Here is a 14,833-nt window from a genome sequence, read left to right on the forward strand (position 1 = left end):
AGAATTCATGATGTGATCGGTAGCACGTTTTAACGTTTAATTGTATGATGAATCCATCTCATCAAGGGCTTTAAACATGAGTAAGTCACTGAATATTATCTGGCAATATATACGCGCTTTTGTATTGATTTATGCCTGTTTGTACGCAGGCATTTTTCTTGCATCACTGCTTCCTATCACTATTCCCGGCAGCATTATCGGGATGTTAATTCTGTTTGTATTGCTGGCGCTGCAAATTCTGCCGGCAAAGTGGGTTAACCCCGGCTGTTATGTGCTGATTCGTTATATGGCGTTGCTGTTTGTGCCAATTGGCGTTGGGGTCATGCAATATTTTGACTTACTGCGCGCGCAATTCGGCCCGGTGGTGGTCTCTTGCGCTATCAGTACGCTGGTCGTTTTTGTGGTCGTAAGCTGGAGTTCACATCTGATACACGGTGAGCGTAAAGTGGTTGGGCAGAAGGGAACGAAAAAATGATGACATATATCTGGTGGTCGTTACCGCTGACGCTGGCGGTATTTTTCGCCGCCCGCCGACTGGCGGCGCATTTTAAAATGCCGTTGCTGAATCCGCTGCTGGTGGCAATGGTAGTCATTATTCCTTTTCTGTTGCTGACCGGTATTCCCTACGAGCACTACTTCAAAGGCAGCGAAGTACTTAACGATCTGCTGCAACCGGCGGTAGTGGCACTGGCCTATCCCCTTTATGAACAATTGCACCAGATTCGCGCGCGTTGGAAATCCATTATTAGCATCTGTTTTGTCGGCAGTCTGGTAGCGATGATTACCGGGACATCCGTTGCCTTGCTGATGGGCGCAACGCCTGAAATCGCGGCATCGGTACTGCCTAAATCCGTGACTACGCCTATCGCGATGGCGGTGGGCGGCAGCATCGGCGGCATCCCCGCGATCAGCGCGGTATGCGTAATTTTTGTCGGTATTCTGGGCGCGGTGTTTGGCCACACGCTGTTAAACGCGATGCACATCCGTACTAAGGCCGCACGCGGGCTGGCAATGGGGACCGCCTCACATGCGCTCGGTACTGCGCGCTGTGCCGAGCTGGATTACCAGGAAGGCGCGTTTAGCTCCCTGGCGCTGGTGATCTGCGGCATTATTACCTCGCTGGTAGCACCCTTTTTGTTTCCGCTCATTCTGGCGGTAATGCACTAACGACGGGACAAAAGACCGGGTTAAAATTTGCGATACGTCGCGCATTTTTTATTTAAGTTTCACAAGTTGCATAAGCAATGAGATTTAGATCACATATTAAGACATAGCAGGCCCGTAAACTACGGTTCCATTACATTGTTATGAGGCAACGCCATGCATCCACGTTTTCAAACTGCTTTTGCCCAGCTTGCGGATAATTTGCAATCAGCGCTGGCCCCTATCCTGGCGGACCACCATTTTCCCGCCATGCTGACCGCAGAGCAGGTCTCGACGCTTAAAAATACGGCGGGACTGGACGAAGACGCGCTGGCTTTCGCACTGTTACCTCTGGCGGCGGCCTGCGCCCGTACCGATTTGTCCCATTTTAACGTCGGCGCGATTGCGCGCGGCGTTAGCGGCAACTGGTATTTCGGCGCGAATATGGAGTTCCTGGGCGCCACCATGCAACAAACTGTGCATGCTGAACAAAGCGCGATTAGCCACGCCTGGCTACGCGGCGAAAAAGGGCTCGCCGCCGTCACCGTTAACTACACGCCTTGCGGCCACTGTCGCCAGTTTATGAACGAGCTGAACAGCGGTCTGGATCTGCGCATTCATCTGCCGGGCCGCGCGCCGCATACGTTACGCGATTATCTGCCTGACGCTTTCGGGCCAAAAGATCTGGAGATCAAAACGCTGCTGATGGACGAGCAGGATCATGGCTTTACGTTAACGGGCGATACGCTAACGCAAGCGGCGATAACGGCAGCCAATAAGAGCCATATGCCTTATAGCCACTCACCGAGCGGCGTGGCGCTGGAATGTAAAGATGGCCGTATTTTCACCGGCAGCTATGCGGAAAACGCCGCCTTTAACCCTACGCTTCCCCCGCTGCAAGGCGCGCTAAACCTGCTGAGTCTCAATGGCTATGACTATGCGGATATTCAGCGCGCGATTCTGGCGGAAAAAGGCGATGCAGCATTAATTCAATGGGATGCCACCGCCGCAACGCTGAAAGCGTTAGGTTGCCATAATATTGACCGCGTGCTTCTCGGCTAAGCAAATGTGCCGGATAGCGACGCACTGGCGTCTTATCCGGCCTGACTCTCCTCTCCCGCGACCCGATACAAGGGAAATCATGCTGAAAATCTCCGCAATCAGACGGCGGTTTCTTGCGCTACGTCTTCGGGTACAGTAGCCTGATCGTACTTTCATCCTGGTATCGAGTTTCCTGCATGTTAAAGCGCGTGTTTTACAGCCTGTTGGTCCTGGTAGGCTTGCTGCTGTTGACGGTGCTTGGCCTCGATCGGTGGATGAGCTGGAAAACAGCGCCCTATATCTATGACGAGCTACAGGATCTCCCCTACCGCCAGGTTGGCGTCGTGTTAGGGACAGCCAAATACTATCGCAAGGGTGTCATTAATCAGTACTATCGTTACCGTATTCAGGGCGCGTTAAACGCTTACAATAGCGGTAAAGTCAATTACCTGCTGCTCAGCGGCGACAATGCCCTGCAAAGCTATAACGAACCGATGACCATGCGCAAAGACCTTATCGCGGCGGGCGTCGATCCTGCGGACATTGTGCTTGATTACGCTGGCTTCCGTACGCTTGACTCCATTGTGCGTACCCGCAAAGTGTTTGATACCAACGACTTTATTATCATCACTCAGCGCTTCCACTGCGAACGCGCCTTGTTTATTGCGTTGCATATGGGCATTCAGGCGCAGTGTTACGCGGTACCTTCGCCCAAAAATATGCTGACAGTGCGCCTGCGCGAATTTGGCGCCCGCTTTAGCGCGCTGGCGGATCTCTATATTTTTAAACGCGAACCGCGTTTTTTAGGCCCGCTGGTACCTATCCCCACGCAGCATCAGGTGCCGAATGACGCCCAGGGGTATCCGGCCGTTACGCCGGAACAATTGCTTGAACTGGAAAAGAAAAAAGGGAAATGATCATGGATGTACAGACGATATTTGTCATATTAGCCTTTCTGCTACTCCCGCTTTTTTGCTTCCGTGAGGCCTGGAAAGGCTGGCGAACCGGCGCGGTAGATAAAGTTGTCAAAAATGCGCGAAAACCGGTTTATGTCTATCGCCATGCCGATCCCGTACAATATTGGTCTTATCTTTTTCTTTATACCGGTTGCGGTTTTTTATTTACTGGAATGATTATTTATCTTCTTTTTTATCGTTAATCTATTTATTATCCCTTTAAAATTGAGAATAGTTATTATTATGATATAAGGAACAAATGCTGTTTTGCATTCTGGTTTCATTTTTTTGTGAATTCTTTCACAGAATACCCTTCTTTCAATGCTTAGGCTGGCGGTAGATTTTGGATCATTAAAACGCGTTATTTGCGTTTCGCCTTAATTTATTCAAGCATTAAGGAAGATTATATGCCGCAACAAAATTATCTGGATGAACTCACGCCTGGTTTTACGCCATTACTGGCAATAAAAGAGGCTTCACGTTGTTTATTATGTCACGATGCGCCCTGTAGTCAGGCTTGCCCGGCGCAAACCGATCCGGGGAAATTTATTGGTTCTATTTACTTTCGCAATTTTAAAGGCGCAGCGGAAACTATCCGGGAAAATAATGCGCTTGGCGCCGTCTGCGCCAGAGTCTGTCCGACGGAAAAATTATGCCAGCGCGGATGTACACGTTCCGGAATAGATAAACCTATTGATATTGCACGCCTGCAACGTTTTATTACCGATTTTGAACAGCAGACTGCCATGCAGATTTATCAGCCCGGGAGTAAAACACACGGGAAAGTCGCGATTATTGGCGCGGGTCCGGCAGGTTTGCAGGCAAGCGTGACGCTCACGCATTTAGGCTATGACGTCACCATTTACGAAAAACAGCCGCAGCCCGGCGGATGGCTGCGTCACGGCATCCCGGCATTTCGTCTGCCGCAAAGCGTACTCGATCAGGAAATTGCCCGCATTGTAGAAATGGGCGTCAATATTAAATGTAATTGTGACGTGGGCGGGTCGCTATCGCTTGCGCAACTCAAAGCCGAATATCGCGCCGTGCTGATGACCGTCGGGATGTCCTGTGGCTCTGATTTACCGTTATTTGAGCAAGCCAGTCACGTAGAGATTGCCGTTGATTTTTTACAGCGCGCCCGTCAGGCCGACGGCGATATTAGCGTTCCGCGTAGCGCATTAATTATTGGCGGCGGCGACGTAGCGATGGATATCGCCAGTACGTTAAAAATTCTCGGCTGTCCTTCCGTCACCTGCGTGGCGCGGGAAGAATTAGCCGAATTCCCCGCCAGCGAAAAAGAATTTACCAGCACGCAGGCATTAGGCGTATCGATTATTGATGGCTTTACGCCTGTCGCCGTCAGCGGAAATAAAGTGACCTTCCACCATGTACGCCACTCAGGAGAACTGACGCTGGAAGCGGAAAATATTATTTTGGCCGTGGGGCAGCACGCGCGACTGGATGCCTTTGCGGAGATAAAAGCGCAGCGTAATATTATCGACACGCACAATTATCAAACCGACGACCCGGCGATCTTTGCCGCTGGCGATATTGTTAAAGGTGATAAGACCGTCGTTTATGCGGTAAAAACCGGAAAAGAAGCCGCTCAGGCTATTCATCATTATTTAGAGGAGGCCTGCTCATGTTAACAAAAGATTTGTCTGTTACCTTTTGCGGCGTTAAGTTTCCCAATCCGTTTTGTCTCTCTTCTTCTCCGGTAGGCAATTGTTATGAGATGTGCGCCAAAGCCTATGATACCGGTTGGGGCGGGATCGTTTTTAAAACCATTGGTTTTTTTATTGCCAACGAAGTCTCTCCACGTTTTGACCACCTGACGAAAGAAGATACCGGTTTTATTGGTTTCAAAAACATGGAGCAAATTGCTGAGCATCCGCTGGAAGAGAACCTGGCCGCCATTCGACGGCTAAAACAGGATTATCCGGATAAGGTGCTGATTGCTTCCATCATGGGGGAAAATGAGCAGCAGTGGCAGGAACTGGCGCGTCTGGTTGAAGAAGCCGGCGCGGATATGATTGAGTGTAACTTCTCTTGCCCGCAGATGACCTCGCACGCCATGGGAAGCGATGTAGGGCAAAGCCCGGAGCTGGTTGAAAAATACTGCCGCGCCGTAAAACGCGGTTCATCTTTGCCAATGCTGGCGAAAATGACGCCGAATATTGGCGATATGTGCGAAGTCGCGCTGGCCGCCAAACGCGGCGGAGCCGACGGTATCGCCACCATCAACACCGTGAAATCCATTACTAACATCGACCTGAACCGCAAAATCGGGATGCCGGTGGTTAACGGTAAATCCAGTATCTCCGGTTATTCAGGAAAAGCGGTGAAACCCATTGCGCTGCGTTTTATCCAGCAGTTGCGAATGCACCCTGAACTGCGCGATTTCCCGATTAGCGGTATCGGCGGCATTGAAACCTGGGAAGACGCTGCCGAATTTCTGCTGCTGGGCGCGGCGACCCTACAGGTGACGACAGGCATTATGCAATACGGTTACCGCATTGTAGAAGATATGGCGAGCGGCCTCAGCCACTATCTGGCCGATCAGGGATTTGCCTCATTACAGGAGATGATCGGGCTGGCGAATGGCAATATTATCCCGGCGGAAGACCTGGATCGCAGCTATATCGTCTATCCGCGGATTAATCAGGAGAAATGCGTCGGCTGCGGACGTTGCTATATCTCCTGCTATGACGGCGGCCATCAGGCGATGGAGTGGGATGAACACAGCCGCACGCCGCATTGCAATACGGAAAAATGCGTCGGTTGTCTGCTGTGCGGTCATGTCTGCCCGGTCGCCTGTATTGATTTAGGCGAGGTCAAATTTAAAAAAGGCGAAAAAGAGCACGCGTTAACGCTGTAGCTCGCGGTATGAAGCCCGGCGCGCAGTTTCGCTGCGCCGGGTTATCTGATAAGCAAAGTAATAGGTCTGGATAACTACTTCTTACGCGCGTATTTCAGCGAGTCCAGCGCCACGGCGAAAATGATAATGCCGCCTTTGATAATGTACTGCCAGTACGGGTTTACCCCGATATAGGTCAGGCCATAGTTGATGACGGTAAAGATAATGACGCCGGTCACCACGCCGAAGACCGTCCCCACTCCGCCGCTAAACGATACGCCCCCGACAACGCATGCGGCAATCGCATCCAGTTCATACATAAAGCCGAGGTTGTTGGTGGCAGAACCAATACGCCCTGCTTCCAGTAAGCCGCCGAAGGCATAAAACACGCCGGAGAGCGCATAAATCATCAGCAGGTTCAACGCCACGTTTACTCCGGAAACTTTCGCCGCTTCCGGGTTGCCGCCAATAGCAAAAATGTTTTTACCAAAACGGGTCTTATTCCACAGCACCCAGACAAACGCTACCGCAATCAGAGCGTAAAAGGTGATGTATGAGAGCCGGAAACTGCCCATCGCCACAAAGCCCTGCGCAAAGGTGGAAAAGCCGCTGTCAAAGCCGGAAATGGGCGAAGCGCCGACAAAGTCATAGTAAAGGGAGTTGATCCCATAAACGATAATCATCGTGCCAAGCGTGGTAATAAACGGCGTCACGTTCAGGTAAGCAATGATGATACCGTTCACCAGGCCAATCACCGCGCCAATCGCGCAGACAATCAGGATGACCAGCGCAATCGGCATGGTCGCCATTTCCGGAAACACTTTATTGGCGTTTTCCATTGATTGCAGTAATGTTGCCGCTACGACCGCCGCCAGCCCTACCTGACGCCCCGCCGACAGGTCTGTCCCCTGGGTGACGATGAGTCCCGCCACGCCCAGCGCGATAATAATACGTACCGAAGATTGCGTCAGAATATTACTTAAATTCAGCAAACTTAAAAAAGTCGGGTCCTGGAAAATAATAATCGCCAGCAACACTAAAAGAACGACGTAAATTCCGCCCTCTTTCAGCCAGGTCAAAAAGCTTTTCTTGTTTAACGCACTCATAAGGAGCCCCTGATCTTAAAGGTGCAAAGAAGCAAGACGCAAAATTTCGTTTTGCGTTGTTGTTTTAGTATCGACAATGCCGGAAACGAGACCGTTACTCATCACCAGGATACGATCGGTAATCCCTAACAGCTCCGGCATTTCAGAAGAGATAATGATGATCCCCTTGCCTTTTTTCGCCAGTTCCGCAATAAGCTGATAAATTTCAAATTTTGCGCCGACATCAATGCCGCGGGTCGGTTCGTCCAGCATTAATATTTCCGGCTGCGTTAATAGCCAGCGACCAATGATCACCTTTTGCTGATTGCCGCCGGAAAGCGAACCAATTTGCGTGCGATGCCCCGGCGTTTTTACCCGCATGGAATCAATGACCCATTGGGTGTCGCTTTTCATCCGGGAATTATCCAGTAACCCCACTTTATTTTTATAATTACGGATATTCGAAATTAATGAGTTAAATCCGATATCCAGATAGGCATAAATTCCGGTGGAACGACGCTCTTCCGTCACCAGCGCAAAACCGTGGTTAATCGCTTCGTTCGCAGTGTGATTATTAATTTTCTTGCCATGTAAAGTGATTGTCCCGGACGACTTCTCACGAATGCCAAACAGCGTTTCGACGATATCGGTACGCTTTGCCCCAACCAGACCGGCAATGCCCAGAATTTCGCCCTTGTGCAAATCAAAGGAGACATCGCGAATGGAAGGCTGGCGCAGCGAGGTCAGGTGACGAACCTCCAGAATCACGTCGCCCGGCTTATTTTCTTTATCCGGAAAGCGCTGGTTCAGGGAACGCCCGACCATCATCGCAATGATCTTATCCATATCCAGCCCTTCCAGCGGCTGGGTGGCAATCCACTGACCGTCGCGCAAAATAGTAATTTCATCGCACAATTGAAAAATTTCTTCCATTTTATGCGAGATATAAACAATACCGCAGCCGCGTTCTTTCAGCTTGCGAATAATGGTGAACAGATGATTAACCTCTTTCTCAGTTAACGATGAGGTCGGTTCATCCATAATAACGATCTTAGCGTTATAGGAAAACGCCTTCGCAATTTCGATCATCTGCATTTGCGAAACGGATAACGTTCCTACGCGCGCGCGCGGGTCAATATCGATATCCAGTTCATCAAATATCGCTTTGGTATCCTGGTACATTTTATCCTGGTCGACAAACATACCTTTGGTGGGATAACGTCCCAACCACATGTTATCCATGACCGAACGTTGTAATACCAGATTTAACTCCTGGTGTACCATCGAAATCCCATTCTCCAGCGCTTCTTTCGCCGAATGGAAGTCCACTTCTTTTCCCTGAAATACAATGCTGCCGGAGTCTTTTTGATAAATACCGAAAAGACATTTTAATAATGTTGATTTGCCTGCGCCGTTTTCACCCATTAATGCATGAATAGAATGCGGACGAACGTTTAAGTTGACATTATCAAGCGCTTTCACGCCGGGAAATGATTTGTTAATGCCACGCATTTCCAACAAATATTCACCCGACGGCGGAGAAATCGTGCTGCCCATAATGATACCCTGTCGGCCTTTTTAATTATGACTATCCGCGCCGGATGGCAAAAGAAATACGTTATCCGGTCTGCGGCGCGTCACCCTTCCACGGTTTCAGGGCGCAACAAAATTGCGCCCACAGACGGAAAAGTTATTTTTGGGTAAATTCGCTCAGATTGTCTTTGTCCACGCCGACATAAGGCACGCGCACGATTTTGTTCTCAATCTTCCAGCTGGTGCCGTCAGCCGCGCCCTTGCCTTCGGCGAGGTTTTTCGCCAGATCGAATGTCGCTTTCGCCTGATTGTTGGCGTCATTCAGTACCGTACCGGCCATCGCGCCCGATTTCACCAGCGCCAAAGCTTCCGGTAACGCATCGACGCCAAAGACCGGAATCGACGATTTATTATGCGCTTTCAGCGCCTCTACCGCGCCCATCGCCATCGCATCGTTATTCGCGATAACCACTTCAATCTTGTTAGCGTTCGGGCCAGATAGCCAGGCATCCATCTTATCTTTTGCCTGCGCGGTATCCCACATGGCGGTGTCTAACGCCAGTTGCTCGGTCTGAATACCTTTATCATTTAACTCTTTCACCACATACGTCGTACGGGCTTCAGCATCCGGGTGCCCCGGCTCGCCTTTCAGCAGAACATACTGAATTTTACCGTCTTTATTCAGATCCCAACCCTGATTCGCCTGCCAGTGTTTGGCAATCAAGTCGCCCTGAATCACACCGGATTCTTTAGAGTCAGTCCCGACATAATACGCCTTGTCATAGCTGTCCAGCGCTTTGCGGGAAGGCTCTTTGTTAAAGAACACCACCGGCACATTTTGCCCGCGCGCTTTCTCAATCACCGTACCGGCAGCTGCCGGGTCGACCAGGTTAATCGCCAGAGCTTTAACCCCTTTCGCCAATAAAACGTCAATTTGATCATTCTGTTTGGATTGATCGTTTTGCGAGTCATTCATCAGTAGCTGAACATCCGGCGCGGATTTGCCATCTTTTTCAATAGCCTTACGCACCACGGACATAAAGTTATCGTCATATTTATAAATCGTCACGCCAATACGAGTATCAGCCGCGTGCGCGTGCGCGCCGAATAACAGACTTGCCATCACGGCAGAAAGGGTCAGTACCTTCTTATTCATGGTAGCTCCGGTTTTATTATGTAGGGTATAGCGTAAAAAAATGCCCGGCTGTTCAGCACGTTAACGCGTGTTACTGAACGCCGAAGCGTATTTAGAGCCTATCCCACCAGGCGTTATTGGCGCAGCCAGTTTGGACACGGACAGCGCGCAAAAACCGGAGCGTACACGTAGTACGTGAGGTTTGACTCGCTACGCTCACCCTTCGGGCCGCCGCAAGCGGCGTTCAAAACGCTAACGCGTTTTGGCGAGCACTGCCCAGGTCCAAAATGGCAAGTAAAATAGCCCTAATGGGATAAGCTCTTATTCAACTCTTTATTTTTGTCCGGTAGTCGCGGGATATTGTGATAACGGTTTTTATAAGCGAAATACCCCAGCAAAACTGACAACTAACTGTTACACATTAGTTACAGTGCGACAAACGTTGTCATCATAGCTATCACAATGTTAATAAACTGTGAATTTACTCACAGATTGAAAACGGTTACATGCGGGGCGTAATCAGTTAGTGATCAGTACCGCATTCTGTCGCCATGCCACCGAATGGCGCCGCACCAGGGTCGGCATAAAGCAGTGCGTCGCCGTGATATCCAGCGTGCCTGCGGCCCCCTGTAACGCCAGCTCGGTCGCGATTTTCGCCATAGAAGCAATAGGATAGCGCACGGTAGTCAACTGAGGATCGGTATAACGAGCAATAGGGATATCATCGAAACCGATGACAGACAGATGCAAGGGAATGGCGATGCCGTTATCTTTTAACGCCGTCAGCGCGCCCGCCGCCATGTTATCGTTATAGGCAAATACCGCCGTCAGTTGCAGATTGCGTCCCAGCAACTCAACCATTGCCGACTCGCCGCCCTGCATGTCCGGCGTGCCGGTGCCTATCCAGCTCTCCGACGCAGCAATCCCCTGCTCTTGCAGCGCGTGTAACCACCCTTCTCTGCGCATCGCGTCATCTTCAATACGGTGGCTGGAGGCCAGGTAGCCGATGCGTTGATGTCCATTATTCAGCAACATTCGGGTCGCTATTCTGGCGCCGCTCACATTGTCGAGACAAACACAACGATGCGCATAACCCGGCACGATACGGTTAATCAGCACCATACCGGGGATCTGATCCATAAAGTCGCTCAGCTCGCGATCGGTTAAGGCTTTTGAGTGAACAATCAATGCGTTACAACGCTGACGGATCAAGACTTCAATCGCATGGCGCTCTTTTTCCGCCTCATGATAACTGTTGCCAATGAGAACATATTTCTGGTGCTGCTGCGCGACCAGATCTACGGCTTTCACCAGAGCGCCGAAAAAGGCATCGGAAACATCCATAACCACGACGCCGATGGTGTCGCTCACCTGAGTGGCCAGCGCTTGCGCATTCGCATTTGGCCGATATCCCAGCAGGGTGACGGCCTGCATAACGGCGTCACGGGTGTCGGGACTGACCAACACGCTGTTATTCAGTACGCGGGAAACGGTCGCTACAGACACGCCAGCCTGGCGCGCTACATCACGAATGGTGATCATATTCACTGCCCTGTTTGAGTTCAAAAATGCTCACAAATGCCCCGTTAGCAGGCGGCTATTTTGTCAGCACCCTGCCCAGGGCTGCGTGAGAAACATCACAGGGATGGAAACGGTTACAGCCATTTTGTTAATGAATGTGATCCAGATCGTTATCTGAGCGATCCTGACGCGCGCAACGTGAGTTGACGCCATAACCACTCGACCGGTCCCTGTTGCCAGAAACGTAGCCAGATGACGGAAAAGAGAAGGTTTATTGCCCATACCGGAACGACAAAGAACAAGAGTTCCAGTCGATTGAATTTCATAAATAAGCCAAACTGATAAAACAGCGTGGTACAGATGATCGTCTGCAGCAGATAATTGGTCAGCGCCATTCGCCCTACGCAGGCAATGGCAAGCGTCAGTCTGCATCGGCTAAGCTGCGGCCAGAAGCCAAACATCAGCGCGGCATAGCCCAGCGTTTGCAACGGCGCGCTCAGTTCGCGCGGCGCCTGCAATAAGAAGGCGCACCAGCGGTACGCCCAGTCCAGCCGCCATTGTAAAATGACCGCAGGCAGGTTGATCAGTAGCCCTAACGCCACCAGCAGAGCCCCGGTACGGCGATAGTGCCGCAGACTGTACTGACCTTTCAGCCAGCCGCTACGCATTAGCGCGGCGCCCAGCAGCATCATACCCGCCAGTTGCCAGCCATACTGCGCGCCGAGCGCCAGTAAACTATTTGACAGCATCTCTGCCCGGTTGCTGATAGCCTCCATGCCGCCGTTCAGCTTCCAGTATTTTTCATACAATATTGCCGACGCATCCGGCGTCCAGGCGCGGCTGGTTTCGCTACTCGATACCACGCCCAGCAGCAGTAGCACGCCAATCCCGACCAGATAAAGGAGTATGCCGGTATTGAACAGGCTTTTTACCGAAGGCGCGTCGCGTACCAGTCGCCAGCAAATTAACCCGACCAGACCGTAGGCCAGCAGAATGTCGCCGTCCCAAAAGAATAACGCATGGATAAAACCTAACAGTACCAATAGCGTTAAGCGCGACTGAATCCACTGTTTACCACGCGGAAGCAGCATTTGTAGCCCCGCGCCAAACAACAACGCGAACAGCGTAAGAAACTTAGCCTGCGCCACAATATCGAGAATCGCCCAGGACCAGGCGTCTTCGGGAACGATCGCGCCGTACCAGGCGGGATTGAGATAAGCCGCCTTCGGCAATCCAAAGGCGCTAATGTTAAGAAGCAGGATACCGAGGATAGCGACGCCACGTACAAAATCCAGCGTGACATTACGCTCCATCGTCTCCGCCTTAATCATGGATGATGGCGAACGGCACGCAGAAACTCCTGGCGCGTATTCTGGCTGGACTTAAACAATCCGCCCAGCGACGTCGTCGTCGTGGCGCTGGTTGCGTCACGAATACCGCGCGCTTTCACGCAGTAATGCACCGCATCAATCGATACCGCTACATTATTGGTGCCGAGCAAAGTTTGCAGCGCCGTCAGAATTTGTTGGGTCAAACGTTCCTGAACCTGCGGACGCTGGGCGAAGAATTGCACGATGCGGTTAATTTTCGACAGGCCGATCACGGAATCTTTGGGGATATACGCGACGGTCGCTTTGCCATCAATGGTCACGAAGTGATGTTCACAGGTGCTGGTCAGCGTGATATCGCGGACGGTGACCATTTCATCCACCTTCATTTTATTTTCAATGAGGGTAATTTTCGGGAAATTGGCATAGTCGAGGCCGGCGAAAATCTCGTCAACGTACATCTTAGCGATACGATGCGGCGTTTCCATCAGACTGTCATCGCTCAAATCGAGATTCAGCAACTGCATAATCTCAGTCATATGCCCTGCGATAAGGCTTTTTCGCGTTTCATTATCCAGTTCATCCATAGGCGGGCGCAGCGGCGTTTCCAGCCCCCGGGCAACCAGCGCGTCATGAACCAGGGCCGCTTCTTTACTGAGTGATGGCATTAATCGTGTTCTCCTGCAGGTGTGGCGCCTCTGCCCTGCATGGGGCAAAGTTTGTCAATATTGTGACAGTGTGATTATTGTGCGTGAGGTAGCGCACATAATCCAGTATTCACGCCCATAATTGTTGAAATTGTCGCTGCCTTTCATGACATCTTTTCCGGTGCGAGAATGATGGCAGGACAAAGGGCATATTTGTTAACGCAACGTTATTTAAATGATGAAGCATGTTTATGTATTACGGAAGTGAAAGTTACTCACAACGCGGTGAATAATCTGTATTATGAAGAATCTGCATACCTTATCAGGTTCACTATAAAAGGAGCCCCCGCATGGAAATGCTCGAAGAGCACCGATGTTTTGGCGGCTGGCAGCAGCGCTGGCGTCATCATGCCGCCACGCTAAACTGCGCCATGACATTCAGCATTTTTCTTCCGCCGACTCAGGATAATGAACCGCCTCCGGTACTGTACTGGTTGTCCGGGTTGACCTGCAATGATGAGAACTTTACCACCAAAGCAGGCGCGCAGCGTATCGCAGCAGAACTGGGCATTGTATTGGTGATGCCGGATACCAGTCCACGCGGTGAACAGGTCGCCGACGATAGCGGATACGATTTAGGCCACGGCGCCGGGTTTTATCTCAATGCCACACAGCCGCCCTGGGCCAGCCATTATCGCATGTACGATTACCTGCGCGATGAGCTTCCGGCGCTTATCCAGACACAGTTTAACGTCAGCGACCGTTGCGCCATCAGCGGGCACTCGATGGGCGGCCACGGCGCATTAATCATGGCGCTGAAAAATCCGGGCAAATACACCAGCGTCTCTGCTTTTGCGCCTATCGTCAACCCCAGCCGCGTGCCGTGGGGAATCAAAGCGCTTACCGCTTATCTCGGCGAAGATGAATCAGCCTGGACTGAGTGGGATAGCTGCGAATTAATGCTGGCCAGCCAGCCGCAGGACGCCATTCCTGTGCTCATCGATCAGGGCGACAGCGATCAATTCCTCGCCGATCAGCTTCAGCCCGCCGTACTGGCGGAAGCCGCGCGGCAAACCGCCTGGCCGATGACGCTACGAATCCAGCCTGGCTACGATCATAGCTATTATTTTATTGCGTCCTTCATCGAGGACCATCTGCGCTTTCATGCCCGGTATTTACGGGACGAGCGTGAGACGTCACCAACATAATGAATTTTCCAGCGCCGCGCTGTAATTCACCTCCTCCGACTGCGGCGCGGAAGATTTATTATTTAAATCCGCGGCCTGCTGGCGTACCTGAAGGCGGCCGCTCCCCTCTCCGCCTTCATAACTTTCGTGAAAATTACGCAGCTCGGATTCAAACAGCACCGCATCGAGATTATGCAACTTATCCAGCGCCCGCAGGAGAGAAATTAACGTATCAAGATTGAGCCCTCCCCCCTTCTCGATACGCTTGATGGTAGCGATGCCAATGTGCGCGCGATCGGCAAGCTGCTGCTGGGTCATCGAAAGAGACAGACGCGTCTCCTTTAAGCGGGCGCACAACGACAGGATAATCTCGTCGTTATTCATCGTATTGTATTTCACG

General features: G+C 51.3%; 15 protein-coding genes. 8 read left to right on the forward strand and 7 right to left on the reverse strand.

Features of this window, described 5'->3' with window-relative positions; all coding sequences use genetic code 11:
• Positions 1–76 precede the first annotated feature (76 nt).
• The 7 genes from J4613_RS05780 (at position 77) to preA (ending at position 6,018) form a co-directional block, all read left to right on the forward strand.
• Positions 77–475, forward strand: a complete 399-nt coding sequence (locus tag J4613_RS05780; protein WP_000045719.1) for a CidA/LrgA family protein — start codon at positions 77–79, stop codon at positions 473–475.
• A complete protein-coding gene (locus tag J4613_RS05785; RefSeq protein ID WP_000989295.1) occupies positions 472–1,167 on the forward strand; it encodes a CidB/LrgB family autolysis modulator in 696 nt (231 codons plus the stop codon). Before J4613_RS05780 ends, J4613_RS05785 begins: the two co-directional genes overlap by 4 nt.
• A 153-nt stretch (positions 1,168–1,320) precedes the next feature.
• Positions 1,321–2,205 carry a cytidine deaminase gene (gene cdd / locus J4613_RS05790; protein WP_000553526.1) on the forward strand — a complete coding sequence of 295 codons (885 nt, stop codon included), beginning with the start codon at positions 1,321–1,323 and terminating at the stop codon, positions 2,203–2,205.
• Between the two features lie 176 nt (positions 2,206–2,381).
• A complete protein-coding gene (gene sanA / locus J4613_RS05795) occupies positions 2,382–3,101 on the forward strand; it encodes an outer membrane permeability protein SanA (protein ID WP_000920081.1) in 720 nt (239 codons plus the stop codon).
• Positions 3,098–3,343, forward strand: a complete 246-nt coding sequence (locus tag J4613_RS05800) for a DUF2542 family protein (protein WP_000605187.1) — start codon at positions 3,098–3,100, stop codon at positions 3,341–3,343. The genes sanA and J4613_RS05800 overlap by 4 nt, the downstream gene beginning before the upstream one ends.
• 204 nt (positions 3,344–3,547) lie before the next feature.
• A complete protein-coding gene (locus J4613_RS05805) occupies positions 3,548–4,789 on the forward strand; it encodes an NAD(P)-dependent oxidoreductase (RefSeq protein ID WP_111742291.1) in 1,242 nt (413 codons plus the stop codon).
• Positions 4,783–6,018 carry an NAD-dependent dihydropyrimidine dehydrogenase subunit PreA gene (preA, locus tag J4613_RS05810; protein ID WP_000956095.1) on the forward strand — a complete coding sequence of 412 codons (1,236 nt, stop codon included), beginning with the start codon at positions 4,783–4,785 and terminating at the stop codon, positions 6,016–6,018. Before J4613_RS05805 ends, preA begins: the two co-directional genes overlap by 7 nt.
• 74 nt (positions 6,019–6,092) lie before the next feature.
• Here the strand turns inward: preA and mglC are convergent, their stop codons facing one another.
• From mglC to folE, 6 genes are all read right to left on the reverse strand, one after another.
• Positions 6,093–7,103 carry a galactose/methyl galactoside ABC transporter permease MglC gene (gene mglC, locus J4613_RS05815; RefSeq protein ID WP_001275101.1) on the reverse strand — a complete coding sequence of 337 codons (1,011 nt, stop codon included), beginning with the start codon at positions 7,101–7,103 and terminating at the stop codon, positions 6,093–6,095.
• A 15-nt stretch (positions 7,104–7,118) separates the two neighbouring features.
• Positions 7,119–8,639, reverse strand: a complete 1,521-nt coding sequence (gene mglA, locus J4613_RS05820; protein ID WP_000535907.1) for a galactose/methyl galactoside ABC transporter ATP-binding protein MglA — start codon at positions 8,637–8,639, stop codon at positions 7,119–7,121.
• Between the two features lie 133 nt (positions 8,640–8,772).
• Positions 8,773–9,771: a galactose/glucose ABC transporter substrate-binding protein MglB gene (gene mglB / locus J4613_RS05825; protein WP_001036943.1), complete on the reverse strand. Its 999-nt coding sequence runs from the start codon at positions 9,769–9,771 to the stop codon at positions 8,773–8,775.
• 498 nt (positions 9,772–10,269) lie between these two features.
• Positions 10,270–11,292, reverse strand: coding sequence for an HTH-type transcriptional regulator GalS (gene galS / locus J4613_RS05830; protein WP_208293649.1), 1,023 nt, complete (start codon positions 11,290–11,292; stop codon positions 10,270–10,272).
• Between the two features lie 149 nt (positions 11,293–11,441).
• Positions 11,442–12,584 carry a DUF418 domain-containing protein YeiB gene (gene yeiB / locus J4613_RS05835; RefSeq protein WP_111742542.1) on the reverse strand — a complete coding sequence of 381 codons (1,143 nt, stop codon included), beginning with the start codon at positions 12,582–12,584 and terminating at the stop codon, positions 11,442–11,444.
• Positions 12,585–12,598: 14 nt separating this feature from the next.
• Entirely contained in the window at positions 12,599–13,267 is a 669-nt protein-coding gene (gene folE, locus J4613_RS05840; protein ID WP_001139611.1) for a GTP cyclohydrolase I FolE, read from the reverse strand.
• Positions 13,268–13,596: 329 nt separating this feature from the next.
• On the opposite strand from folE, the gene fghA reads away from it, so the two are divergent.
• Positions 13,597–14,454 (forward strand): S-formylglutathione hydrolase, encoded by an 858-nt coding sequence (gene fghA, locus J4613_RS05845; RefSeq protein ID WP_000425488.1) that lies wholly within the window; start codon positions 13,597–13,599, stop codon positions 14,452–14,454.
• Here the strand turns inward: fghA and J4613_RS05850 are convergent.
• The gene (locus tag J4613_RS05850; RefSeq protein ID WP_111742289.1) at positions 14,443–14,832 is read right to left on the reverse strand and encodes a helix-turn-helix transcriptional regulator; all 390 of its coding nucleotides are present in this window, start codon (positions 14,830–14,832) and stop codon (positions 14,443–14,445) included. The genes fghA and J4613_RS05850 overlap by 12 nt on opposite strands.
• Between the last annotated feature and the right edge of the window lies 1 nt (position 14,833).

This window comes from Salmonella sp. 32020114201800008SM (assembly GCF_017572025.1).
GTDB lineage: Bacteria > Pseudomonadota > Gammaproteobacteria > Enterobacterales > Enterobacteriaceae > Salmonella > Salmonella enterica.